This is a genomic window from Thioclava arctica (assembly GCF_040892615.1).
GTDB lineage: Bacteria > Pseudomonadota > Alphaproteobacteria > Rhodobacterales > Rhodobacteraceae > Thioclava > Thioclava arctica.
In genome coordinates this window covers 1-22,033 of sequence record NZ_JBFRYC010000013.1, presented here as the reverse complement: position 1 = coordinate 22,033, position 22,033 = coordinate 1, and the positions used below count along the sequence as shown (strand labels likewise).

The window sequence follows — 22,033 nt, the reverse complement described above, 5'->3', positions numbered from 1 at the left end:
CCCCCAGACCCCCGTGAGATATTGAGATCAAGAGGAAGATGCTTTGGACTTCCTCTTGACCCAAATATCCCCGCCGGAGGCATCCACATCAAATCTGGGCGCGAAGCCAGAGGCTTTCGCCCTTCCGCCCGCCCAAGGGCGCGCGTAAAGTCGGGCCATGAGCAGTTCAATTCAGTTTTCCGACGATCAGGCCGAAGCCTGGGATGCCGTTTCCGAGGCATTGCAGGCTGCGGGCGTTGATATTCTAGAGGGCCATTTGCAGCCCGAGGGCGGTGGCAATCGCGTGCTCTCGGTGATTGGCAAGGCGGGGTCGGGCAAGACCTTGTTGCTGGCAGAGTTGTATAAGGCGCTCGACGCGGCCGGGGTTGATCTGGTCTCGGGCGACTTCGAGGGCAAAAAGCGGCGCGAGCGGCGCAGCTTGGCGATCTTGGCGCCGACGAACAAAGCCGCGAGCGTTTTGCGCACGCGCGGCGTGCCTGCCACCACCATTCACCGCATTCTCTACACCCCGGTCTACGACCCGGAATATGAACGTATTGCCGAATGGTTGACGGGGCAGGGATCGCGCCCCGACATTACGCAACTCCAGATCCCCGGCCTGACCGAAGAGGCGCTGGATCGCGCAAAGGCGTTTTACGATTTGCAGAAATCGGTGCCAGGCGCGTTGGCGTCTGCAGGGCTGCGCGGATCGGATTTCATCAAGGGCTGGAAGCGGCGCGAAGACCCGCTGGATATTGGCTTTGTCGATGAGGCCTCGATGCTGGATGAGCGCCAGTTCGACGACCTGAAAGAGATTTTTCCCACCTTGGTTTTGTTTGGTGATCCTGCGCAGTTGGCACCGGTGAACCAGTCAGGGCAGATGGTATTCGAGCGCCTGCCCGATGAACAAAAGCACGTGCTGCATCGCATTCACCGGCAGGCCGAGGATAACCCGATCCTTGATCTGGCGCATATGCTGGGCGATGAAAGCGTGACGTTTGAAGCGTTTGAGCGCGCGGTCGAGGCGGCTGCGGCCAAGGATGACCGCGTGGTCTGGGCCGAGCGGGTGGAAAGCGATCTGATGGCGCGTTCTCCGGTGCTGGTCTGGCGCAATGCCACGCGCATCCGCTTGATCCATGCCTTTCGCGCCGCCCATTCCGCGCCCGCCGATATGCTGCTGCCCGGTGAACCGCTGGTCTGTGACGGGATCGAGCTGCCCGTGAAACACCGCAAGAAACGCATTGATCTTGAGGCGCGCGGCCTGATCAAGGGCGCACAGGTGGTCTACCTTGGTCCGGGCACCAAGCCGGGGTTTTCGCGGCTGCATGTCATGGGAGCGGAGGAGCCGCGATTGTCGGCGGCCTCGATTATCAAGATCGAGATGCCCGATGCGGAAGAGCCCTTTATTCCCTATGCCGCGCGGATGGGGGCGGCGTTCTTGCACGGTGCGGCGGTGACGATCCACAAGGCGCAGGGTAGTCAGTGGGAAGATGTGCAGGTCTTTGCCCCCGATATCTACGCCGCCTATCGTGCGGGACGTGTCGAGGCGGGTATTCCGCTGTGGAAGCGACTGGCCTATGTCGCGATCACGCGGGCGCAAAACCGTCTGCTGTGGGTGGTGCGTGCACGGCTTGCCCGCCCCTCCGGGCCGCTATCGATCGAGGATCTGCCCAAAGGCGGGGGGGCGCTTAAGCTGCAGGTCGAAGCGCAGGGCAATTGATGCGGGATGCCTTCGGCGAGAGTATTTCAGGCTAGATGAAAGGGAGGGTGCGATGGGCGTGATGGTGGTGACAGGGGCGAGCGCCGGGATCGGTCGCGCGGTCGCCGAAATGGCTTTGGCGCAGGGCTGGCAGGTGGCCTGTCTGGCGCGGCGGTTGGAAGTGTTGCACGACATCGCAGCCAAGGGCGATGGTTTGGCAATCGCCTGTGATGTGAGCGAAGAGGGTGCGGTTTCGGAGGCGTTTGCGCAGATCGTGGCGCGGTTTGGCCGCATTGACGTGATGTTCAATAATGCCGGGATGTTTCCGCCCGCCGCCTTACCCGATGAAGTGACGCTGCTCGATTGGCAGGCCTGTATCGACGTCAATCTGACGGGGATGTTTTTATGTGCGCGCGCCGCTTTTGCGCAGATGCGGGGGCAAGATCCGCAAGGGGGGCGGATCATCAATAACGGCTCGATTTCGAGCCAGGTGCCGCGGGCGAAATCGCTGGCCTATACGGTTTCTAAACATGCGGTGAACGGGATGACCAAGCAGCTTGCGTTGGATGGGCGAGATTTTCGCATTGCCTGTGGTCAGATTGATATTGGCAATGCGCGCACCGGGCTTTTGGCGGGGATCGACAAGGCCGCCACGAAAACGGCGGAGCCAACGATGGATGTGGCCAATGTCGCGCGCTCGGTGTTGCATATGGCGTCTCTGCCGCTTGAGGCCAATGTGCTGAACATGACGGTGATGGCCAGCGCGATGCCCTTTGTCGGGCGCGGTTAGCGCACGAAGCGGAACACCGCTGCCGCCGCCCAGCCTGCGATCACCGCAAGGGCCAGCGAGAGCAGGCCGTAGATCGCGGCATGCTCATGGGCCAGCGCATAGAGCCAGCGCTCTAGACCGACTTTGCGCACGTCAATCGCGGATTGATACTGATCGACCAGCTTGCCTTTGCGCAGCAGGAAGATACGGGTTTTGTAATCGCCTTCGGTCAGGTTCGCAGGCAGTTCGAAATCGGCGCGAAACAGGGTGTTTTCCACCAAGCGCACGCCGCCTGTCTCAAGCGTATACAGCCCCTGGCGTTCGCGAATGCGCACCATTGCCTCGGTAAAAGGTCTGGTATCTTTGACCTGAACGGGGCCGGAAAACGCGCGCATTGCCAGCGGAATCGAAATGCGCTGCTGGACGTCAACCTTGGGGTCGAGAATGTCTTTGAGCGGACCCGAGGTTGCCACTGCATAATAGCTGGGTGCGGAGGCCACACCCAGAGCCGCCGTATTCACCCAGATCCCGAATTCACGCGACTTGCGCCGGATCGTGACAGGCCCAAGCGGGCCTTCGAGGGTGACGATCACGGCCAAACCGTCATTGGCTGGCTCGGGGGCTTCGCGTTTGATTGCGCCGTAAATCAGGATTTGCGAGCCGTCAAAGGAGGTGGTGATGCCGATATTGTCACGGCTCAGACCGGCGACGATTTGTTCAGCGGGTTCTTGGCCCGGTTGCGGTGTCGCCTCTTGAGCGGGCGCGAACACTGGCACCAGTGCAAGCAGCAGCGCGAGGCGCAAGGGGTGTGTGAGGGCGCGCATCATCAGTGTGACCCCACTGCAAGCGAGTAGAGGTCATGCGGGCGGATGATCAGATCGGTCCCCAATTTGACCGCGACCAAGATGACCAGAAGGGCCAGCAGAATGCGCAGTTGTTCGGCCTTCAGCCGAGCGCCCAGTCGTGAGCCGATCTGCGCCCCTACCACGCCCCCCACGATCAGCAAAAGCGCCAGCATCACATCGACCGTCTGGTTGGTGATGGCATGCATGAACGTCGTAAAAGCCGACACGAAAAGGATCTGGAACAGCGAGGTTCCGATCACCACTTTGGTGGGCATGTTCAGCAGATAGATCATCGCGGGGACCATGATAAAGCCGCCCCCCACGCCCATGATGGCGGCAAGGATACCCACGAAAACCCCTACGATCAGAGGCGGGATTACGGAAATATACAGCCCCGAGGCGCGGAACTTGAATTTGAAGGGTAGGTTATGCACCCAAGTGTGCTGATTGCGTTTTCTGCGCGCGCCGGACCCTTTCTTCTGGCGCCGCATGGTGCGCACGGCCTCTTGTAGCATTAACAAGCCGATTGAACCGAGAAAGACGACGTAACACAGCTGCACCGCCAGATCGATTTGGCCCAGCTTGGTCAGCAGATTGAACACCCAGATGCCGCCCGCCGACCCAAGAATACCGCCCACCAACAGCACCAGCCCCATCGGAATATCGACGGCCTTGCGCTTGAGTTGGGCCAGTACCGCAGAAACAGAAGAGGCCACGACCTGATTGGCTCCCGTGGCCACCGCCACCGCAGGCGGGATGCCGATGAAGAACAGTAGGGGCGTAATCAGGAACCCGCCGCCCACGCCGAACAGTCCCGACAACAGCCCGACGATCCCGCCAAGGCCCAGCAGGGTATACATGTTGACCGAAACTTCGGCGATGGGCAGGTAGATTTGCATTCAAGGCACCTGCAGGGGAGGGTTCTTCTTGTTTGCCCGTGGCGGGGAGGCAAGTCAAACCCCGGCCGAGAGCGCGATCAAATCTGTTGCAGATATCGTCGCAAAACCCGTTCCAGCTTGGCCGCCCCCATCGGGGCGATGGCCTTGGTCTGTTCGTGGCTGATCTGCTCATCCGCCATGCCCGCGCCCATATTCGTGATCACCGACACGGCGGCAACGCGCAGACCTAGGAAGCGCGCAAGGATCACTTCGGGCACAGTCGACATGCCCACGGCATCCGCGCCGAAAATCTTGGCGGCGCGGATTTCAGCGGGGGTTTCGAAACAGGGGCCGGAGAACCAGCAATAGACGCCCTCGGGTAGCTCGATCCCTTCATCCTTCGCAGCTTGGGCAAGCCTCGCGCGAATATCTGGGTCATGCGCCGCGGTGAGCGGTACGAAACGCGCATCCGTGGGTTCGCCGATCAACGGGTTATTGCCCGAGAAATTGATGTGATCGCTCAGCATCATCAGCCCGCCGGGGCGGATATCTTCGCGCAAAGACCCGGCGGCATTGGTCAGCAAAAGCTGCTCGCAACCCAGTTCACGCAGGATTTCGAGCGGCAAGCGCATCTCGGCTGGGTTGCCATGCTCGTAATAATGTACGCGGCCCCCGAACACCGCGACCCGCACGCCCTCAAGCATGCCGATCATCAGTTTCGGATTGTGGCCCGACACGCCTGCATGGGGGAAACCCGGCAGGTCGGAATAGGGAATGGCCACGCCGTCCACTTCCTCGGCGAGATGGCCAAGCCCCGAGCCAAGGATCAGCCCCAGCACCGGGGGTGCATCGCCAGCGCGCGCACGGATCAGATCGGCAAGCTCAACGCTCTTTGACATAGGGCTGGCCTCCGGCACGGGGGGGGATGGCCTTGCCGATGAAGCCGGCAAGAATGACAACGGTCAGGATATAAGGCACCGCCTGCATGAACTGGATCGGCAGATTCACGACGCCCAGATCAATGTTGGGATAGCGGTTCGAGATCGCTTCAAGCAGACCAAACAGCATGGTTGCACCAAGAGCGGGCACCGGGCGCCATTTCGCGAAAATCAGCGCGGCCAGCGCAATAAAGCCCCGCCCGGCGGTCATTTCCTTAACGAAACCTGCAGCCAGACCGGTCGCCAGATACGTCCCCGCAAGCCCCGACAAAACGCCGGTGATTGCCACTGCGGTGTAGCGCAGCCGGATCACCGACACGCCTGCAGTGTCCACAGATTCCGGGTTCTCGCCGACGGCGCGCAGGCGCAGGCCAAAGCGCGTGCGAAACAACACCCACCATGTCAGCGGCACCATCGCAAAGGCGACATAGACCAAAATTGTGTGGCCCGAGAGCAGGTTGCTATAGATCTGACCGATCACAGGCACGTCCTTGACGGCATCGGCGCCGGGCAGGGTGATCGGCTCAAACCGGGCATTGCCTGAAAGCTGTGGCGTGCGGCCGCCCTGCTGAAACCAGCTTTGCGCGATCAGAACGGTAAAGCCCGAAGCGAGGAAGTTCACAGCCACACCTGAGATCAACTGATTGCCCCGGAAAGTGATCGAGGCAAGACCGTGGATCAGCGCAAGGCTCATCGCGCCGCCGATCCCGGCCAAAAGACCCAGCCAGGCCGACCCGGTCATCGCCGCCACCGCGCCTGAAAAGAACGCCGCCATCAGCATCTTGCCCTCAAGGCCGATGTCGAAGATCCCCGCGCGCTCGGAAAACAGCCCCGCAAGGCAGGCCAGCAACAGCGGTGTGCCAAGACGCACCGCGCTATCGAGCAGCTCGATAATGGTTGCGAAATCCATCGCTTACGCCTCCTTGTTGGCTTTGGCACGCGCGACGAAAAAGCTTTCGATCGGCGCACGCAGCATGTTGTCGAAGGCACCCGTGAACAAGATCACCAGCGCTTGGATCACGGTGATCAACTCACGCGGGATCGTGGTTTCCAGCGCCAACTCGCCGCCGCCTTGATAGAGAAAGCCAAACAGCAACGCAGCCAGAAACACGCCAAACGGGTGATTGCGCCCCATCAGCGCCACGGCGATGCCGATGAAACCCGCGCCCTCGACCGAATTCAGAACAAGGCGGTGCCCCGTGCCCATGACGTTGTTGATCGCCATCAGACCCGCTAGCCCTCCCGAAATCAGCATCGCCGCCATCACGATTTTCACAGGCGAGATACCGGCATAGCGCGCGGCGGATTCCGAGCGACCAAAGGCGCGGATCGCGTAGCCCAGCCGCGTGCGCCAGATCAGCCCCCAGACGAGGAAACACGCCAGCACGGCGATGAAGAACGAGATATTCGCCGGCACCGATTTGCCAAAGAACTGCCCGATAAGAGGCATATCATGGAAGGTCGGCAAATGCGTGGAATTGGCAAAACGCGCGGTGGCCGGGTCCATCGAGCCGCGCGGGCGCAGCACATTGACCAGCATGTAATTGAGCAGCGACGCGCCGATGAAGTTGAACATGATCGTGGTGATCACGATATGACTGCCGCGTTTGGCTTGCAGATAGGCCGGGATTGCCGCCCAAGCCGCGCCAAACACCGCGCCGCCGATCATCGCCGCAAGCAGCGCGATCGACCAATGCGGCCACGGGAAGGCCAGACAGACCAACGCCACGCCAAGACCGCCGAGTGTCGCCTGTCCCTCACCGCCGATATTGAACTGGCTGGCGTGATAGGCGACGGCCACGGCCAGCCCGGTGAAGATGAAGTTGGTGGCGTAAAACAGCGTGTAGCCCCAGCCATAGGGCGAGCCCAAAGCGCCATCCACCATCACTTTGATCGCCTGCACCGGGTTCTCCCCGATTAGCAGCACGACGATGCCGGAAATCACAAAGGCAATCAGCAGGTTGAGCAGGGGGATCAGCCCCACGTCAATCCATTTCGGGGTCTTTTCCATTACGTCGCCACCCCTGCCATCATCAGTCCCAGTTCTTTTTCATCGGTGTTTTCAGGCAGGCGCTCGCCCATGATCTGGCCGTCAAACATCACGGCGATCCTGTCCGAAAGCGCAAAGATTTCATCCAGCTCGACCGAGACCAGCAAGATCGCTGCGCCTTGATCGCGCAGCTCGACGATGCGTTTGTGGATGAACTCGATCGCGCCGATATCGACGCCGCGCGTCGGTTGCCCAACCAGTAGCAAGACCGGATCGCGCTCGATCTCGCGCGCCAGAACGATCTTTTGCTGATTGCCGCCCGAGAAGCTTTTGGCAGGCAAGGTCGGGATCGGTGGGCGCACGTCAAAGCGCTCCATCGCCGAGGCGGTATGCGCGATGATCCCGGCATTATCCATCACAAGGGCATTCTTTTGATAGGCCGCCTCGGTGTGGTAGCCGAAAATCATGTTCTCCCACGCCATGAAATCAAGGATCAGCCCCAGATGGTGGCGGTCCTCGGGAACGTGGGCAATGCCGCGTGCGCGCCGCGATTGACCATCGGAATGCTTGCCGGTCAGGTCGATCTCTTCGCCTTTGATGCGGATCGTGCCCGTGCCATTGGCAAAGCCGCCCAGCACTTTGAGCAATTCGGACTGACCGTTTCCAGCCACGCCCGCAATGCCCAGAATCTCGCCCGCGCGGATGTTCAGGCTGATGCCCTTGAGCCGCTCAACCTTATCCTCATCGCGCACGCGCAGGTCTTCGACCTCCAGCACCGTGGCGCCGGGATTGGCCTTGGTCTTGGTCACGTTAAGCAAAACTTTGCGCCCGACCATCAGCTCCGCCAGTTGCTCGGGCGAGGTTTCCGAGGTTGTGACGGTCGCAGTCATTTCGCCGCGCCGCATCACCGAAACCGTGTCGGTGATCTCCATGATTTCGCGCAGCTTATGGGTGATCAGGATGATCGTTTTGCCCTCTTTGCGCAGGAAATCGAGGATACGGAACAGGTGGTCGGCCTCATCGGGGGTCAGCACGCCGGTTGGCTCGTCCAAGATCAAGATATCGGCTTGGCGATAGAGCGCCTTGAGAATTTCCACGCGCTGCTGGTGGCCTACGGATAGCTCGTCGATCAGCTCGTCAGGATCGACGTTCAGCTCATACTCTTCGGCCAGCCGTTTGAGTTCTTTGCGGGCCTTGGCGAGCGAGGGGCGCAGCAAGGCGCCTTCCTCTGCACCAAGGATGATGTTTTCCAGAACGGTGAAGTTCTGCACCAGTTTGAAATGCTGAAAGACCATGCCGATGCCGGCGCTGATCGCGGCCTGGCTGTCGGGGATCTGGGTGCGCTGACCCTTGATCCAGATCTCGCCCTTATCGGCCTTGTAAAACCCATAGAGGATCGACATCAGCGTGGATTTTCCCGCGCCGTTTTCGCCGATAATGCCATGGATCGTACCGGGCATGACCCGGATCGCGATGTCTTTATTCGCCTGCACCGTGCCAAAGGCTTTCGAGATGCCTTTCAACTCGATCGCGGGCACTTTTGCGGGCGTGGCTGCATTTTTAGCGCCAAGGGCGGCAGTTGCCTGCCGCCCCGCCTTTGGTTTATTTGCTGCGCTCATCACTTAACCGGGCAGCTGTCATCCGACATGTAGTCATGGACCTGAACTTTGCCCGAGATGATATCGGCCTTGGCCTGATCCACAGCTTTCAGCATCTCCGGGGTCACCAGCGCCTTGTTGTTGTCATCAAGGGCCACGCCCACACCGTCATCGCCAAGGCCCATCACCTTGATGCCCGGTTTGATGTCTCCGCCATTTTTGAACACGTTGTAAACGGCCGTGTCGACGCGCTTGAGCATCGAGGTCAAAACCTGACCCGGGTGCAGATAGTTCTGGTTGCTGTCCACGCCGATCGACAGGATTTTCCCGTCAGCCGCCGCTTGCAACACGCCAATCCCGGTGCCACCAGCGGCGGCATAGATCACGTCAGCACCTTGGCTGATCTGGGCTTTGGCGATCTCGCCGCCCTTCACCGGGTCATTCCACGCGGCCGGGGTCGTGCCGGTCATGTTCTGGATCACCGTGGCGTTCGGGTTCGCCGCCTTGACGCCCTGCACGTAACCACAGGCGAATTTGCGGATCAGCGGAATGTCCATGCCGCCGACAAAACCAACAGTGCCGGTTTTCGAGGCCATGCCCGCCATCAGGCCGACAAGGTACGACCCTTGCTCTTCCTTGAAGACGATCGATTCGACATTGGGCTGATCGACAACCATGTCGATGATTGCGAATTTGGTATCGGGATAATCGGGGGCCACTTGATTGAGCGTGTCACCAAAGGCAAAGCCCGTCATCACGATCGGGTTGGCTCCCGATTCAGCCAGTTTGCGCAGCGCTTGTTCGCGCTGGGCTTCGGACTGCATTTCCAGTTCCTTGTATTTGCCGCCCGTTTCGTCCGCCCAACGCTTTGCGCCATTGTACGCGGCTTCGTTAAAGCTTTTGTCGTATTTGCCACCAAGGTCATAGATGATCGCAGGCTCGGCGAGCGCGGCACCGGCGCTCAGCGCAAGCGTGGCTGCGGCGCCAAGAAACTGTTTAAGAAAGGTCATGAAATACTCCCGGTCATTAGGGCCTTTTTGGATAGGCCTGTTGGCGCGCCTCTTATGGGCCCGCGGACTACTGAATTTGGGCAGAGCTTGCCAAGGGGGTCAAGCGTCAAAATGGCGCTGACGTAAGGGATGCTTGCAAATTTGATTGATTGGTCAGCCGTTTGCCCCATCAACGGACAAAACCATGATGATCGCATCGCTTCGGTGGCCATCGGGTGCATGATAATAGGCTTTGCGCCGCCCCGATTCTGTCCAGCCCGCTGCCAAATAGAGCGCGCGCGCAGCCGCATTTTCGGCGGCAACCTCCAAAAAAGCGGTTTGCGCGCCGCGCGACTTCACGGTGATGTGAAAGGCCGCGGCAAGGGCGCGCGCGATGCCTTTGCGGCGCTGTTCGGGGGCGACGGCGAGGGTCAGCAATTCGGCCTCATCCGCAATCACGCGGCCGAGCAGAAATCCTCCCGGTTGGCTGAGCAGAAAGACACCAGAGGTTTTCAGGAGATCATCAAACTCGCCCTGCGACCAAGGGCGCGGCGTTGTAAAGCAGGCCGCGTGCAACTGGGCGAGTTCAGCAGGGGTCATCGGTCCAAAATTACCGGCGGCGGATCAGAGGGCGGCGCGGCATCGGCGGGCTGAAGATAAAGTGGCGCAGGGCGTAAACCCGCCACCAGCGCCCGTTCTCCGGCGATGCGCGCGATGGCTTCGGCGGGTGCGAAGGCGGCGGGGCGGACGGTGGCGCCAAGCTGCATCGCGGCGTCTTCGGCGGCAGAGCCAATGCAGGTCAGCCCCGGCTCTGCCCAATCGGTGGGTAGTTCGGCGATCTCGCGTGTTTGCAGGGCGATGGAGCGGGCCATGCGATAGCCCTCAAAGTAGCCCCGCGCGCGCGGCGCGGCGATGGCGGCAAGAACCGGGCCTTGGCTGGCATGGGCTGCGGCCTCAAGGCTTGATACGCCGATAGCGGGGATTTTCAGGCTGAGCGCGAGACCGCGCGCGGCAGACACCGCGATCCGCACGCCGGTGAAATTCCCCGGCCCGATACCCACGCCGATGCGCGCCAGATCACGCCAGCTTGCGCTAGCCTCGGCAAGCAGTTCTTCGAGCAGCGGCATCAGGCGTTCAGCTTGTCCGCGGGTCATCTCTTCCTGGCGTGCGGCCAAGCATTGATCGCCACACAGCAAAGCGGCCGCGCAGTGCGCGGCCGATGTATCAAAGCCAAGGATCAGCGCGTCACGCATTGACCGGGCGCACCTCGGTGACTTCGGGGATGTAGTGGCGCAGCAGGTTTTCGATGCCCATTTTCAGGGTCAGCGTCGAAGACGGACAGCCCGCACAGGCCCCTTGCATATGCAGATAGACCACGCCGCGCTCGAACCCGTGAAAGGTGATGTCGCCACCATCCTGAGCGACGGCAGGGCGCACCCGCGTGTCGAGCAATTCTTTGATCTGGGCGACGATGGCACCGTCTTCGCCGTCATGCTCGGCATGACCCGAAGGCGCAGCTTCGCCCTCAATCACCGGGGCGCCAGATTGGAAATGTTCCATGATCGCGCCAAGGATCGCGGGTTTTGCGTGATCCCACGAAGTCGCCTCTGCCTTTGTCACGGTCACGAAATCGGACCCAAAGAACACGCCCGTCACGCCCGGCACGGCAAAGATGCGCGCCGCCAGCGGTGACTTCACAGCCGCCTCGGCCGTGGGGAAGTCAGCAGTTCCAGCCTCAAGCACGGTCTGACCGGGCAGGAATTTTAGCGTTGCGGGGTTCGGTGTGGTTTCGGTTTGAATAAACATGGCGAGCCTCCTTGGCGTGGGGCACATATGCGCCTTCCGAGTGAAATAGTCAAGAATTCGGCGGGTCAACTCAGGTGATCTGTTCAAGCTTTTCCTTGGACATCTCGCCGGGAACGATGGTGAGAGGGCAGGGCAGCGAGCCGGCCTCTTTTGTCATCTGCGTGACCAAGGGGCCGGGCCCGGATTTCCCCGTACCGGCCCCCAGCACAAGCACCCCGACCTCAGGGTGCTCGCGGATCACTTCAAGGATCGCTGTCGTGGAATCCCCCTCGCGGATCAGCAATTCAGGGTCCACGCCCTGCCGATCACGCATCCATTTCGCGAAGACCTCAAAATGCGCCTCGATGCGTTCCTGTGCTTCATCGCGCATGATTTCGGCGACACCGATCCAATGCTGATATTCCTCGGGCGGGATCACCGACAGAATCAGCACGCCGCCCCCGGTATGGGAGGCGCGCATCGCCGCAAAGCGCATCGCGTTGAGGCATTCGCGGGTATCGTCAAGAACGACCAGAAATTTACGCATCTTTCCTCCGGGCTCGCGGATCGCGCGGCGATCATCGCGCGGGTGGGCGGCTTTGGCAACTGCGCTTACAGCGGCGCGCCAAGCGCCCAATCCCAATAGGTTTCGCGCGCGGCACGGGTCACCGGACCGATTTCGTAGCGGGTATCGTCAAAGGCCGCGACAGGCGTGACCTTGGCGAAATTGCCTGACAAGAATACCTCATCTGCTGCGCGGAAATCCTCAAGGGTCAGCACCGTTTCATGCACGCTAAATCCCGCAGCGCGCAGGTTCTTGATGTGGCGCGCGCGGGTGATCCCGGCAAGGAAAGTGCCATTCGCAATCGGTGTGAACACTTCACCGTCGCGCGCCATAAAGACGTTTGCCGTGGCGCTTTCGGCAACGTTGCCGTGGGAATCCTGCACCAGCGCATTGCCAAACCCTTTGCTCTGCGCCTCAACCAGCATGCGCGCATTGTTCGGATACAGGCAGCCCGCCTTGGCGTTGCACACGTTATCGGCCAGAACGGGGCGGCGAAACTGCGTGGTGGTCAGTGTCGTAGCCTTGTCAGGATCAGGCATCGCGACCTCTTCCAGACATAGCGCAAAGCGGGTTTCCCCCAGTTTCGGCGCAACGCCCAGATCCGACCCCGCAATCGCCCAATACATCGGGCGCACATAAACGGCGGCCCCCTTGGCGTATTTGCGCAGACCTTCGCGGGCGATCTCGACCATCTCGGTGGGGTCAATCGTTGGCGTGACCATTAGCGCCTCGGCCGAGCGGTTGGCGCGCGCGCAATGCAGATCAAGGTCGGGCACCAGCCCGTCAAACAGTCGTGCGCCGTCAAAGATCGAACTGCCTTGCCAAAGTCCGTGATCGGCGGCGCGCATGACGGGGATATCGCCCTCGTGCCAGCTACCTTCGAACCAAGTGCGAATATTCGTGCCGAATGCCATGGGACCCTCCTGAAGTCGGCGGAGAAAACCACCCCGCGCCGACGCTGTCCAGAGATGCGATTGTATCGGTGCCAAACGAGAGGGCAAATGCGCTCACCTTTGCGTCAGTGAAATAGCGTGGCGCATGGGCGGTGAGAGCGCTTGATCTTAACGTAACAGCAAGATGATACTGGTTTGAAATGAATATCAGTATGGATTTTCCCTATGCCCGTTGATGCCAAAGCTCCGCGCGCCGATCTGCCGCAGTTGCTGATTTTGGGCGGCACCGGGCGATTGGGAACGATGCTGCGCGCGGCTTGGTGCGCAACGCCTGATGCAGCGGGGATTGTGCCGATATGGCAGGCGCGACGCGCGGCAGGTCTGGACGGGCCGGTGTTTGACATTCTCGACGCGCCCGAGTCGCTGGCGCGCGCCTGCGCTCAGGCCGATGCGGTTTTGCTGCTGGCCGGGGTGATCAACGGCCCCCCCGAGGCTTTGGTCGTCAATGCTGCATTGGCCAAGGCTACGCGCGACGCGGCGCAAATGGCGGGGGTGCCGCTGATCGCGGCATCGTCCGCTGCGGTCTATGGGCGCGGGGCCGGGCCACTGACCGAAGACACGCCTTGCGCGCCTCTCAATGCCTATGGCCGCTCGAAATGCGACATGGAGGCGATGCTGGCCGGGATGGCGCATGGCTGTGCGCTGCGCATTGGGAATGTGGCGGGGGCGGATGCGCTGCTCGGCGCGGCTGCGCCCGCTGAGGGCCGCCGCCTGCATGTTTTTGCCGATGGCCGCGCGCCGCAGCGCAGCTATATCGGGCCCGGTGCGCTGGCGGCTGCGATAGCGCGGCTGGTTCGCCTGGCCGTTGCCGATCGCGCGCGTCTCCCGAAGCGGCTCAATCTCGCGCTCCCCGGTGTGGTTGGGATGGATGATTTGCTGACTGCGGCCGGGGAGCGATGGCAGCCGATTCCAGCACCCGAGGCCGCAATCGCGCGCGTCGAACTGGACGTGACGCAGGCGGTGCGTTTGGGTCTTGTGGGGCGCGCAGATGGTGACGCTGCCGATCTGGTCGAAGATATGAAACGCATACGGCAGGAGATGGCATGACACGCACGCAGCGTCTGGCAAAACGCCTCTTTGATCTGGCGCTGGCAGTGGCGCTGACGCCATTGGTCGCGGGATTGTTCCTGTTCACGCTGATCACGGTGATCCTATTTGAAAAGCGGCCCTATTTTTACGCCGCCGAGCGGATGAAGTCCCCGACTCAAAGTTTTCGCCTGCTGAAATTTCGCACAATGGAAGTCGTTGCAGGTGATTCGGGGGTGTCTGGCGGGCATAAGCAGCAACGAATTACCCGGATGGGCGGGATCATGCGCAAGCTGCGGGCAGATGAATTGCCGCAGTTCTGGAACATCTATCGCGGTGACATCAGCTTTGTCGGACCCCGCCCACCCTTGCGCGAATATGTCGAACGTTTCCCCGATATCTATGCGGAGGTACTCAAGACGCCGCCAGGGGTCACCGGGCTCGCATCGCTTTGTTTTAATGAACATGAAACGTGGATTCTCGGACAGTGCACCAGTGCAGCTGAGGTCGATGCGACCTATGCGCGACGGTGTGTTCCCGCCAAGGCCAAGCTGGACCTGATCTATCAAAAGCATATGTCGGTTTGTTTCGATCTCGTGCTCATTTGGCGGACCTTCAAAAGCGTCTTCGGCTGAATATTGCTGCGGCGCAGGCTTCCAAAATTAAGAACCTGTTAATGATGTAGATATAGCTATGAGCTTGCCAATAGCGTGCATCGCTGATGCGCGTTACAACTATGGCGGGAATTTTCATAGATGTTGCTTAAACGGTTCATGGGTCTCACGCGCAAACAAAAGGATCTCTTCCTTTTGGCGGTTGATGTGGCGTTGGTGCCAATTGTCGGCTTGATGTCCGCGCTTTTGCTTCTTGAGTATAACCGCACGATCTTTGAGTTGGGTCCCAGATATCTGCCAATCTTGATGATCGTTGCAGGCGGTCTGTCGATGATGCTTGGTTTGCATCGCGTGCAGCTCAAACATTTCGATGCTGAGGCGATAACACGCGCCTTGATCATGTCCATCGGTCTGACGATGATGTCAGGGCTGTTGGAGGTGGTTTCGTCTCAACGTCTCAGGCCAATTGCGCCGACCTTATTTGGGATGCTGTATTTTCTCAGCTATATCGTGCTGCGCCGGGGCATGCTGCAGCTTTTGACGATGCTGTATCGCCGCTCGCGGATTGTGTCGCGGGTCATCATTTATGGTGCAGGATTTTCCGGGATCAAACTGTCTCGCGAGATGATGGATCGTCCTGACGTGATGGTCTATGGCTTTATTGATGACAGCCCGGCGCTGCGCGGCTCGCATGTGAACGGCTTGACGGTTTATCCCGTTTTCAAGGCGGAAGAACTGCGTGTACTTTACAATATCAACCGTGTCATCCTTGCAGATCCAGACCTGCCCGCGGATCGCAAGACAGCACTGTCGCGTCAGTTTGAGGCGCTTGGGATCACAACGGAAACGCTGCCCGCCTTTGCACAGCTGATTGATGACAGCACGCTTGCTTCGCGCCTTGAGCCGGTTAAATCAGGCCAGCTTCTTGGGCGTGATGATCTGTTTGAAACGCTCAGTTCTAGCTACATTGCCTACGCAGGCAGCACGGTGCTGGTGTCGGGTGCGGGTGGCTCGATCGGTCTGGAATTGTGCCGGCAGGTCATTGCCTGTCGTCCGGCGCAACTGATCTTGCTCGAACTGTCTGAACTTGCACTTTACGCCGCAAATCAAGAATTGCGCCTGCTTGCCGAGCCGTTTGGTACGCGGATCGTGCCCGTGCTTGGTTCGGCGGCTGATCCAGTTCTGGTGGCAAGCCTATTCGCGCAGAATGGTGTCGATGCGGTGATGCATGCCGCAGCCTATAAGCATGTTCCCTTGGTCGAGGAAAATATGCGCGCGGGGCTTCAGAATAACGTCTTCTCAACGCAGGTTCTGGCGCGCGCTGCCCGCGAGGCGGGGGTGGCGCGTTTCGTACTGGTCTCTTCGGATAAGGCGGTGCGACCGGGCTCGGTGATGGGCGCCTCAAAGCGCCTCTCCGAATTGGTTGTGCAGGATCTGGCAGACCGGCCTGAGGGAACGATCTTTTCGATTGTGCGCTTTGGCAATGTCTTGGGGTCTTCGGGCTCTGTGGTGCCCTTGTTCGAAGAGCAGATTCTCCGGGGCGGGCCAGTGACGCTGACCGATCTGCGGGTGACGCGTTATTTCATGACCATCCAAGAGGCGGCGCGACTGGTCTTGCTGGCGGGAAGCTTCGCGGATGGTGGCGAGGTCTATGTGTTGGACATGGGCAAGCCCATGCTGATCCGCGATCTGGCGCGGCGGATGATCGAGGGGCGCGGCTTTCAGGTGCGTGATCGGGCCAATCCTGATGGCGATATTGAAATCGTCACGACGGGACTGCGCCCGGGTGAAAAGCTGTATGAGGAATTGATGGTGCGCAAAGGTGCGGGCAGCACCTCGCATCCCAAGATCATCCGCGTGCGCGAGGATCGGTTGTCAGAGTTGCAAACCGCCGCGATGCTGCGCGATTTGCGCGATGCGATCGAGCGCAATGACCCCGCCGAGATGCTGGCCACGCTGGCGCGCGCGATCCCCGAATATATGCCGCAAAGCCACGCCGCAGAAAGCCTTCAGATGAGCGTCGTCCAAGAACGCAGCGCTGTGAACCGCCCGGCCAATCGCCCCGGCGAATAAGGCGGGCTAGGCGAAGGGATCGTCGCGGTAGCCAACACCTGCCAGATAGAGCCCATGCGGCGGGCAGACCGGTCCGCAGGCTGCCCGGTCGCGCGCATCAAGCGCCTCTTTCACACGCTCTGGCGCCCAAGATCCCGCCCCAACGCGTTCCAGCGTGCCCACGATCGAGCGCACCTGATTGTGCAAGAACGAGCGCGCCCGCAGATGAAAGCGATATTCCATTCCTCTGGCGATTTCATGCGCCTCGATAGTGATCTCGTCGAGGGTTTTCTCGGGAGATTTCGCTTGGCAGTAAGTTGAGCGGAACGAGGTAAAGTCGTGCCACCCGATCAGATGGGCCGCGCCTGCGCGCATCGCTTCAAGATCAAGCGGCTTGCGAATGCGCCAGACCTGCCCGCGCTCATAGGTCAGTGGGGCGCGGCGGTAGGCCAGCCGAAACGCATAGCGCCGCTCGATCGCGGAAAAGCGGGCGTGGAAATCCTCGCTGACGCGTTCGCAGGCGAGAATGGAAATCGGGTGCGGACGCAGATGGTAGTTGAGCGCCTCCGACAGGCGAAACGCATCCCAGTCTTTTGCAAGATCAACATGGGCGACCTGCGCGCTGGCATGAACGCCCGCATCCGTGCGCCCGGCAGCTATAACCGAATGCGGACCCGGTTCGAGGCGCGCCAATGCCGCCTCCACCGAGCCTTGCACTGAAGACTGGTTGACCTGGCGTTGCCAGCCGGCAAATGGGCCGCCATCATATTCAATTTGAAACGCGTATCTGGGCATAATCTGCCCATAGCGCGACGCCCCCTGTGGCTGCAATCCCTTTCCGCGCGCCGTCGCACCAAGACCGCCCGCGTCACACGATTTGGACGTTGGTCTCCCAGTCGGCGCAGCGTTGGCGCAGCGCTTCGGGCAAGGGTGCGTCGATAAAAAGCGTGTCGATATCGCTGAGCGAAGCCAGCCGCACCGGGGCAGAGCGCGCGAGTTTCGATGCATCGGTCACCAGAAACACCTTGCGTGCACGGCGCAGGATCATCCGGCTCACCCGCACCTCGGCAAGGTCGTAATCCAGCAGATCACCATCTTCATCCAAGGCCGATGTGCCGATCACTGCGTAATCCACCTTGAACTGGTTGATGAAATCCGCCGTCAGATCGCCCACCAGACCACCATCAAGGCGACGCAAGCTGCCACCGGCCACCATGATGTCACAACTGTCATTGGCCAGCAGGATATTGGCCACGTTGATGTTGTTCGTGACCACCGTGATGTTGCGATGCCCCAGCAATTCGCGCGCCACGGCTTCGGTTGTGGTCCCAAGATTGAGGATGATCGAGCAATTGTCCGGGATCGCGCGCGCGCAGGCTTTGGCGATCGCAGACTTCGCCCCCTCATTCATTCGCCGCCGCTCGTCATAGGCAAAGTTGCTGACCCCTGTGCGCAAAACCGCGCCGCCATGCACCCGGTCCATATGGCCCGCTTCGGCAAGGTCCGACAGGTCGCGTCGAATCGTCTGCAGGGACACCGTGAACTGATCGGCAAGGTCTTCGACCGCCACGCTGCCAGCATTGCGCGCGATCTCAAGAATTTGTTTCTGTCGAACATTAAGTGCCATAAGTCCCCCTCCGTTACAGGTGCCGCAGCGCTAGAATCTTGTCACGAAACAGCTTTCTCCACATCTTTGAGCTTTCGAATTTGGCGCGCTTTTGTTCGTTTATATCAATTTCGAATAAAAACGAAAATATAAAGTTGACTTATGCTCATGATATGTTCTTCCTTGGTCGCAACTTGAGAGGGAGGGGCGTCGGTGCCTTTAGACGATCAACACCATGTGCCGAAAGATCTATTCGTGATCGGCGGTGGGGTAAACGGGTGCGGAATCGCGCGCGATGCAGCTGGGCGTGGCCTGTCGGTCGCGCTGGCCGAGCAGGGCGATCTGGCGCAAGCGACGTCTTCGGCTTCGACGAAGCTGTTTCACGGTGGGTTACGCTATCTGGAGTATTTCGAATTCCGTCTGGTGCGTGAGGCGCTGAAGGAACGCGAGGTGCTGCTGTCGGCAATGCCCCATATCTCGTGGCCGATGCGCTTTGTGCTGCCGTATCACCGCGACATGCGCTTTGAGACCGAGACGCCGACCTCAAAGCTTTTGTCCTTCGTGATGCCATGGATGAAAGGCCGCCGCCCGGCATGGCTGATCCGGCTGGGGTTGTTCATGTATGACCATCTGGGCAAGCGCAAATTGCTGCCCGGCACCGCGACGCTGGATTTGACGCAAGACCCGGCGGGCAAGCCGCTGAATCCGAAATTTCACAAGGCCTATGAATATTCCGATGGCTGGGTGCAGGATGCGCGGCTGGTCGTTTTGAATGCGCGCGACGCCGAGGCGCGCGGCGCACAGATCATGGTGCGCACCAAGGTGATCTCGGCAAGCCGCGAAGACGGGCTGTGGCACATCGTGACCGAGGGGCCCAAAGGGCGCGCCGATCACTACGCCAAAGTGCTGGTCAATGCCGGTGGACCTTGGGTCGATCAGGTGCTGCGCGGCACGATCGGGATCGACTCGACCGAGGGCATCCGGTTGGTGCGCGGCAGCCATATCGTGACGCGCAAGCTGTATGATCACGACAAGTGCTATTTCTTTCAGGGCGAGGACGGGCGGATCATCTTTGCAATCCCCTATGAGCAGGATTTCACCCTGATCGGCACCACCGACAAGGAACATGAGGGCGCCCCCTCCAAGGCGCAATGCACGCCCGAAGAGCAAGACTATCTGTGTGCCTTCGCTTCGAACTATTTCGCCAAGCCGGTGACGCGCGACGATATTGTGTGGACCTATTCCGGCGTGCGTCCGCTTTATGATGACGGGGCCAGCTCGGCCACGGCGGCGACGCGCGATTATGTGCTCTCGCTCAATGATGCGGGCGGCGCGCCGGTGCTCAATGTGTTTGGCGGCAAGATCACGACCTATCGGCGGTTGTCCGAACATGCGCTGGAAAAGATCGCCCCCTTCTTCCCCGACCTCAAAGGGGCTTGGACGGCTGGCGTATCGCTGCCCGGAGGCGCGTTCAAGCCGCAAGACACCGCACAGATTACCGCCGATCTGGCGCGCGATTATCCGTTTCTGGGCGAGGCCTGGGCACAGCGGATGATGCGCCATTACGGGCTGGAATCGCGTGAGATTTTGGGGTCGGCAAAATCCGCCGCCGATTTGGGGCGCGATTTCGGTGCGACGCTCAGCGAAGCTGAGGTGATCTGGCTGATCGAAAAGGAATGGGCGCGTTCGGCTGAAGATGTGATCTGGCGGCGTACCAAACTCGGATTGCGTCTGAGCCCAGAGCAGGTCGCGACATTGGAGGAATTCGTGCTGCACCATGTCAGCACATTGGTCGCCGCTTAGGAGAGGGCGCGATCAAAGGGAGGAACTATGACGCTAGAACTCAAATCGGTGTCCAATTCGGTTGATGGGCGCAGGCAAATTCATCCGCTGGATATGGTCTTGCAGAATGTCACGGTGACGGTGAGCCATGACGCGCTGGTCAAAAGCTGGATGCGTAATTCCGCCCGATAAGATAGCGGGCCGGGGGAGAGCCTCGGCCTCTTTTGCGCCTTGCGATGTGGCGCTGGCAATCCACACTCGCCCCATCCCTTTTCCCAAAACTGCGGACCCCGAACCATGACCCATATTTTAGCGATCGATCAGGGAACCACTTCGACGCGCGCGATCCTGTTTGACGGTGATCTGCGCCCGGTCACCTCTGCGCAACAAGAGTTTGCGCAGCATTTCCCCCGCTCGGGTTGGGTCGAACATGATGCCAATGAAATCTGGGACTCTGTTCTTGCGACCGCGCGTGAAGCGATTGACCGCGCTGGCATCGCGCCCTCTGATATCGCGGGCATCGGCATCACCAATCAGCGCGAAACGACCGTTGTATGGGACCGCGATACCGGGGAGCCGGTGCACAATGCGATTGTTTGGCAGGACCGGCGCACCGCTGACTATTGCCGCGAGCTGCGCGATGCGGGGTTTGAAGAAACGATCACCTCGCGCACAGGGTTGCTGATTGATCCGTATTTCTCGGCCACGAAACTGCGCTGGATTTTGGAGAATGTCGACGGGGCTCGCGCGCGTGCGCAGGCGGGCAAGCTGGCTTTTGGCACGATCGACAGTTGGTTGATCTGGAAGCTGACGGGTGGCAAGGCGCATCTGACCGATGCGACCAATGCGGCGCGCACGATGCTGTATGATATTGCCAAGGGGCGCTGGTCACGCACGATTTGCGACCGCCTTGACGTGCCCATGGATATGCTGCCCGAAGTGCGCGATTGCGCCGCCGATTTCGGGATGGCGCAAAGTGATCTGCTGGGCGCTGAGATTGCGATCCTTGGTGTGGCGGGCGATCAGCAGGCAGCTTGCGTCGGTCAGGCGTGTTTCAAGCCGGGCATGTTGAAATCGACCTATGGCACGGGGTGTTTCGCGCTTCTGAATACGGGCGATCAGATGGTGCGCTCTGAGCATCGCTTGCTTAGCACAATTGCCTATCAGCTGGACGGCAAAGTGACCTATGCGCTTGAGGGCTCGATCTTTGTGGCCGGTGCGGTGGTGCAATGGCTGCGCGATGGTTTGCACATCATCGAGGCGGCCAGTCAGACCCAGACGCTCGCCGAAAGCGCGGACCCCAATCAAGAACTGATCATCGTGCCCGCCTTCACCGGCCTTGGCGCACCCTATTGGGAGGCAGAGTCGCGTGGTGCGGTTTTCGGCCTGACGCGCAATTCCGGGCCTGCCGAATTTGCCCGTGCCGCGCTGGAATCGGTCGGCTTTCAGACCCGCGATCTGTTGGCCGCTATGCAGGCAGATTGGGCCGATGACGCGCCGCCGACGCTGCGCGTCGATGGCGGCATGACGGCGTCGGATTGGGCGATGCAGTTTCTCGCCGACATTCTGGGCGCGCCCGTAGATCGCCCCGAAGTGTTGGAAACCACCGCGCTTGGGGCGGCTTGGCTTGCGGGCCACAAGGCCGGGATTTACCCCGATCAAGAGGCTTTCGCCAAGTCCTGGGCCCTTGAGCGCACCTTCACCCCGCAAATGCCAGAAGACGTGCGCGAAGCCCGTTATGCGCGCTGGCAAAAGGCGGTCAAAGCCACCATCGCCGCGATTTGACAAGACGGGCGTCCCTTGGGTGACGATCGCTGATGGGGTGGATGGCTCCTGCTTCAACGGGCGTCGCAATGCGCCATACTGCAGGTGTCGATATCTGCTTATGAGAGGAGCCACCCCATGCAAGTTACCACGATCGGCCTTGATTTGGCCAAGAACGTTTTCCAAGTTCACGGGATCACT

At 60.4% G+C, this 22,033-nt stretch carries 22 protein-coding genes; 8 read left to right on the top strand and 14 right to left on the bottom strand.

Annotated elements, in window-relative coordinates:
- Positions 1-157: 157 nt before the first annotated feature.
- The gene (locus AB4874_RS16445) at positions 158-1,699 is read left to right on the top strand and encodes an ATP-dependent DNA helicase (RefSeq protein WP_295530086.1); all 1,542 of its coding nucleotides are present in this window, start codon (positions 158-160) and stop codon (positions 1,697-1,699) included.
- Between the two features lie 52 nt (positions 1,700-1,751).
- Positions 1,752-2,468: an SDR family oxidoreductase gene (locus AB4874_RS16440; protein WP_368392793.1), complete on the top strand. Its 717-nt coding sequence runs from the start codon at positions 1,752-1,754 to the stop codon at positions 2,466-2,468.
- On the opposite strand, the gene AB4874_RS16435 is transcribed toward AB4874_RS16440, so the two are convergent.
- The 12 genes from AB4874_RS16435 to AB4874_RS16380 form a co-directional block, all read right to left on the bottom strand.
- Positions 2,465-3,274 carry a TIGR02186 family protein gene (locus tag AB4874_RS16435; RefSeq protein ID WP_368392792.1) on the bottom strand — a complete coding sequence of 270 codons (810 nt, stop codon included), beginning with the start codon at positions 3,272-3,274 and terminating at the stop codon, positions 2,465-2,467. The genes AB4874_RS16440 and AB4874_RS16435 overlap by 4 nt on opposite strands.
- Positions 3,274-4,191, bottom strand: a complete 918-nt coding sequence (locus tag AB4874_RS16430; RefSeq protein ID WP_368392791.1) for a sulfite exporter TauE/SafE family protein — start codon at positions 4,189-4,191, stop codon at positions 3,274-3,276. The genes AB4874_RS16435 and AB4874_RS16430 overlap by 1 nt, the downstream gene beginning before the upstream one ends.
- 77 nt (positions 4,192-4,268) lie before the next feature.
- Positions 4,269-5,069 (bottom strand): purine-nucleoside phosphorylase, encoded by an 801-nt coding sequence (locus tag AB4874_RS16425; protein ID WP_368392790.1) that lies wholly within the window; start codon positions 5,067-5,069, stop codon positions 4,269-4,271.
- A complete protein-coding gene (locus tag AB4874_RS16420; RefSeq protein WP_295530077.1) occupies positions 5,053-6,018 on the bottom strand; it encodes an ABC transporter permease in 966 nt (321 codons plus the stop codon). The genes AB4874_RS16425 and AB4874_RS16420 overlap by 17 nt, the downstream gene beginning before the upstream one ends.
- Positions 6,019-6,021: 3 nt before the next feature.
- Positions 6,022-7,119, bottom strand: coding sequence for an ABC transporter permease (locus tag AB4874_RS16415; protein ID WP_368392789.1), 1,098 nt, complete (start codon positions 7,117-7,119; stop codon positions 6,022-6,024).
- Positions 7,119-8,717: an ABC transporter ATP-binding protein gene (locus tag AB4874_RS16410; RefSeq protein WP_368392788.1), complete on the bottom strand. Its 1,599-nt coding sequence runs from the start codon at positions 8,715-8,717 to the stop codon at positions 7,119-7,121. The genes AB4874_RS16415 and AB4874_RS16410 overlap by 1 nt, the downstream gene beginning before the upstream one ends.
- Positions 8,717-9,706, bottom strand: a complete 990-nt coding sequence (locus AB4874_RS16405; protein ID WP_368392787.1) for a BMP family lipoprotein — start codon at positions 9,704-9,706, stop codon at positions 8,717-8,719. The genes AB4874_RS16410 and AB4874_RS16405 overlap by 1 nt, the downstream gene beginning before the upstream one ends.
- Before the next feature lie 153 nt (positions 9,707-9,859).
- Positions 9,860-10,285 carry a GNAT family N-acetyltransferase gene (locus tag AB4874_RS16400; protein ID WP_368392786.1) on the bottom strand — a complete coding sequence of 142 codons (426 nt, stop codon included), beginning with the start codon at positions 10,283-10,285 and terminating at the stop codon, positions 9,860-9,862.
- Positions 10,282-10,938, bottom strand: coding sequence for a tRNA (adenosine(37)-N6)-threonylcarbamoyltransferase complex dimerization subunit type 1 TsaB (gene tsaB, locus AB4874_RS16395; RefSeq protein WP_368392785.1), 657 nt, complete (start codon positions 10,936-10,938; stop codon positions 10,282-10,284). Before tsaB ends, AB4874_RS16400 begins: the two co-directional genes overlap by 4 nt.
- A complete protein-coding gene (locus tag AB4874_RS16390) occupies positions 10,931-11,491 on the bottom strand; it encodes a NifU family protein (RefSeq protein WP_295530058.1) in 561 nt (186 codons plus the stop codon). The genes tsaB and AB4874_RS16390 overlap by 8 nt, the downstream gene beginning before the upstream one ends.
- Positions 11,492-11,561: 70 nt before the next feature.
- The gene (locus AB4874_RS16385) at positions 11,562-12,017 is read right to left on the bottom strand and encodes a universal stress protein (RefSeq protein WP_295530054.1); all 456 of its coding nucleotides are present in this window, start codon (positions 12,015-12,017) and stop codon (positions 11,562-11,564) included.
- Between the two features lie 65 nt (positions 12,018-12,082).
- Positions 12,083-12,949, bottom strand: a complete 867-nt coding sequence (locus AB4874_RS16380) for a branched-chain amino acid aminotransferase (protein WP_295530050.1) — start codon at positions 12,947-12,949, stop codon at positions 12,083-12,085.
- Between the two features lie 204 nt (positions 12,950-13,153).
- Between AB4874_RS16380 and AB4874_RS16375 the strand changes: the two genes are divergently transcribed.
- The 3 genes from AB4874_RS16375 (at position 13,154) to AB4874_RS16365 (ending at position 16,701) form a co-directional block, all read left to right on the top strand.
- On the top strand, positions 13,154-14,035 hold the full coding sequence (locus AB4874_RS16375; protein WP_368392784.1) for an NAD-dependent epimerase/dehydratase family protein: 882 nt from the start codon (positions 13,154-13,156) through the stop codon (positions 14,033-14,035).
- Complete coding sequence (locus tag AB4874_RS16370; RefSeq protein WP_368392783.1) at positions 14,032-14,649, top strand: sugar transferase; 618 nt, start codon at positions 14,032-14,034, stop codon at positions 14,647-14,649. The genes AB4874_RS16375 and AB4874_RS16370 overlap by 4 nt, the downstream gene beginning before the upstream one ends.
- A 120-nt stretch (positions 14,650-14,769) precedes the next feature.
- Positions 14,770-16,701: a polysaccharide biosynthesis protein gene (locus AB4874_RS16365; protein WP_368392782.1), complete on the top strand. Its 1,932-nt coding sequence runs from the start codon at positions 14,770-14,772 to the stop codon at positions 16,699-16,701.
- Between the two features lie 6 nt (positions 16,702-16,707).
- Here AB4874_RS16365 and truA read toward each other — a convergent pair whose 3' ends face one another.
- Entirely contained in the window at positions 16,708-17,475 is a 768-nt protein-coding gene (truA, locus tag AB4874_RS16360) for a tRNA pseudouridine(38-40) synthase TruA (protein ID WP_368392781.1), read from the bottom strand.
- Positions 17,476-17,548: 73 nt separating this feature from the next.
- On the bottom strand, positions 17,549-18,307 hold the full coding sequence (locus AB4874_RS16355) for a DeoR/GlpR family DNA-binding transcription regulator (protein ID WP_295530035.1): 759 nt from the start codon (positions 18,305-18,307) through the stop codon (positions 17,549-17,551).
- A gap of 192 nt (positions 18,308-18,499) precedes the next feature.
- On the opposite strand from AB4874_RS16355, the gene glpD reads away from it, so the two are divergent.
- From glpD to glpK, 3 genes are all read left to right on the top strand, one after another.
- A complete protein-coding gene (glpD, locus tag AB4874_RS16350) occupies positions 18,500-20,089 on the top strand; it encodes a glycerol-3-phosphate dehydrogenase (protein ID WP_368392779.1) in 1,590 nt (529 codons plus the stop codon).
- Positions 20,090-20,116: 27 nt separating this feature from the next.
- Positions 20,117-20,260, top strand: coding sequence for a hypothetical protein (locus AB4874_RS16345; RefSeq protein ID WP_295530028.1), 144 nt, complete (start codon positions 20,117-20,119; stop codon positions 20,258-20,260).
- Positions 20,261-20,365: 105 nt separating this feature from the next.
- Complete coding sequence (gene glpK / locus AB4874_RS16340; RefSeq protein WP_368392778.1) at positions 20,366-21,853, top strand: glycerol kinase GlpK; 1,488 nt, start codon at positions 20,366-20,368, stop codon at positions 21,851-21,853.
- Positions 21,854-22,033 lie beyond the last annotated feature (180 nt).

Coding starts and splice junctions, on each gene's coding strand:
- AB4874_RS16445 (WP_295530086.1), top strand. CDS start 158: ATGAGCAGTTCAATTCAGTTTTCCGACGATCAGGCCGAAGCCTGGGAT.
- AB4874_RS16440 (WP_368392793.1), top strand. CDS start 1,752: ATGGGCGTGATGGTGGTGACAGGGGCGAGCGCCGGGATCGGTCGCGCG.
- AB4874_RS16435 (WP_368392792.1), bottom strand. CDS start 3,274: ATGATGCGCGCCCTCACACACCCCTTGCGCCTCGCGCTGCTGCTTGCA.
- AB4874_RS16430 (WP_368392791.1), bottom strand. CDS start 4,191: ATGCAAATCTACCTGCCCATCGCCGAAGTTTCGGTCAACATGTATACC.
- AB4874_RS16425 (WP_368392790.1), bottom strand. CDS start 5,069: ATGTCAAAGAGCGTTGAGCTTGCCGATCTGATCCGTGCGCGCGCTGGC.
- AB4874_RS16420 (WP_295530077.1), bottom strand. CDS start 6,018: ATGGATTTCGCAACCATTATCGAGCTGCTCGATAGCGCGGTGCGTCTT.
- AB4874_RS16415 (WP_368392789.1), bottom strand. CDS start 7,119: ATGGAAAAGACCCCGAAATGGATTGACGTGGGGCTGATCCCCCTGCTC.
- AB4874_RS16410 (WP_368392788.1), bottom strand. CDS start 8,717: ATGAGCGCAGCAAATAAACCAAAGGCGGGGCGGCAGGCAACTGCCGCC.
- AB4874_RS16405 (WP_368392787.1), bottom strand. CDS start 9,706: ATGACCTTTCTTAAACAGTTTCTTGGCGCCGCAGCCACGCTTGCGCTG.
- AB4874_RS16400 (WP_368392786.1), bottom strand. CDS start 10,285: ATGACCCCTGCTGAACTCGCCCAGTTGCACGCGGCCTGCTTTACAACG.
- tsaB (WP_368392785.1), bottom strand. CDS start 10,938: ATGCGTGACGCGCTGATCCTTGGCTTTGATACATCGGCCGCGCACTGC.
- AB4874_RS16390 (WP_295530058.1), bottom strand. CDS start 11,491: ATGTTTATTCAAACCGAAACCACACCGAACCCCGCAACGCTAAAATTC.
- AB4874_RS16385 (WP_295530054.1), bottom strand. CDS start 12,017: ATGCGTAAATTTCTGGTCGTTCTTGACGATACCCGCGAATGCCTCAAC.
- AB4874_RS16380 (WP_295530050.1), bottom strand. CDS start 12,949: ATGGCATTCGGCACGAATATTCGCACTTGGTTCGAAGGTAGCTGGCAC.
- AB4874_RS16375 (WP_368392784.1), top strand. CDS start 13,154: ATGCCCGTTGATGCCAAAGCTCCGCGCGCCGATCTGCCGCAGTTGCTG.
- AB4874_RS16370 (WP_368392783.1), top strand. CDS start 14,032: ATGACACGCACGCAGCGTCTGGCAAAACGCCTCTTTGATCTGGCGCTG.
- AB4874_RS16365 (WP_368392782.1), top strand. CDS start 14,770: ATGTTGCTTAAACGGTTCATGGGTCTCACGCGCAAACAAAAGGATCTC.
- truA (WP_368392781.1), bottom strand. CDS start 17,475: ATGCCCAGATACGCGTTTCAAATTGAATATGATGGCGGCCCATTTGCC.
- AB4874_RS16355 (WP_295530035.1), bottom strand. CDS start 18,307: ATGGCACTTAATGTTCGACAGAAACAAATTCTTGAGATCGCGCGCAAT.
- AB4874_RS16345 (WP_295530028.1), top strand. CDS start 20,117: ATGACGCTAGAACTCAAATCGGTGTCCAATTCGGTTGATGGGCGCAGG.
- glpK (WP_368392778.1), top strand. CDS start 20,366: ATGACCCATATTTTAGCGATCGATCAGGGAACCACTTCGACGCGCGCG.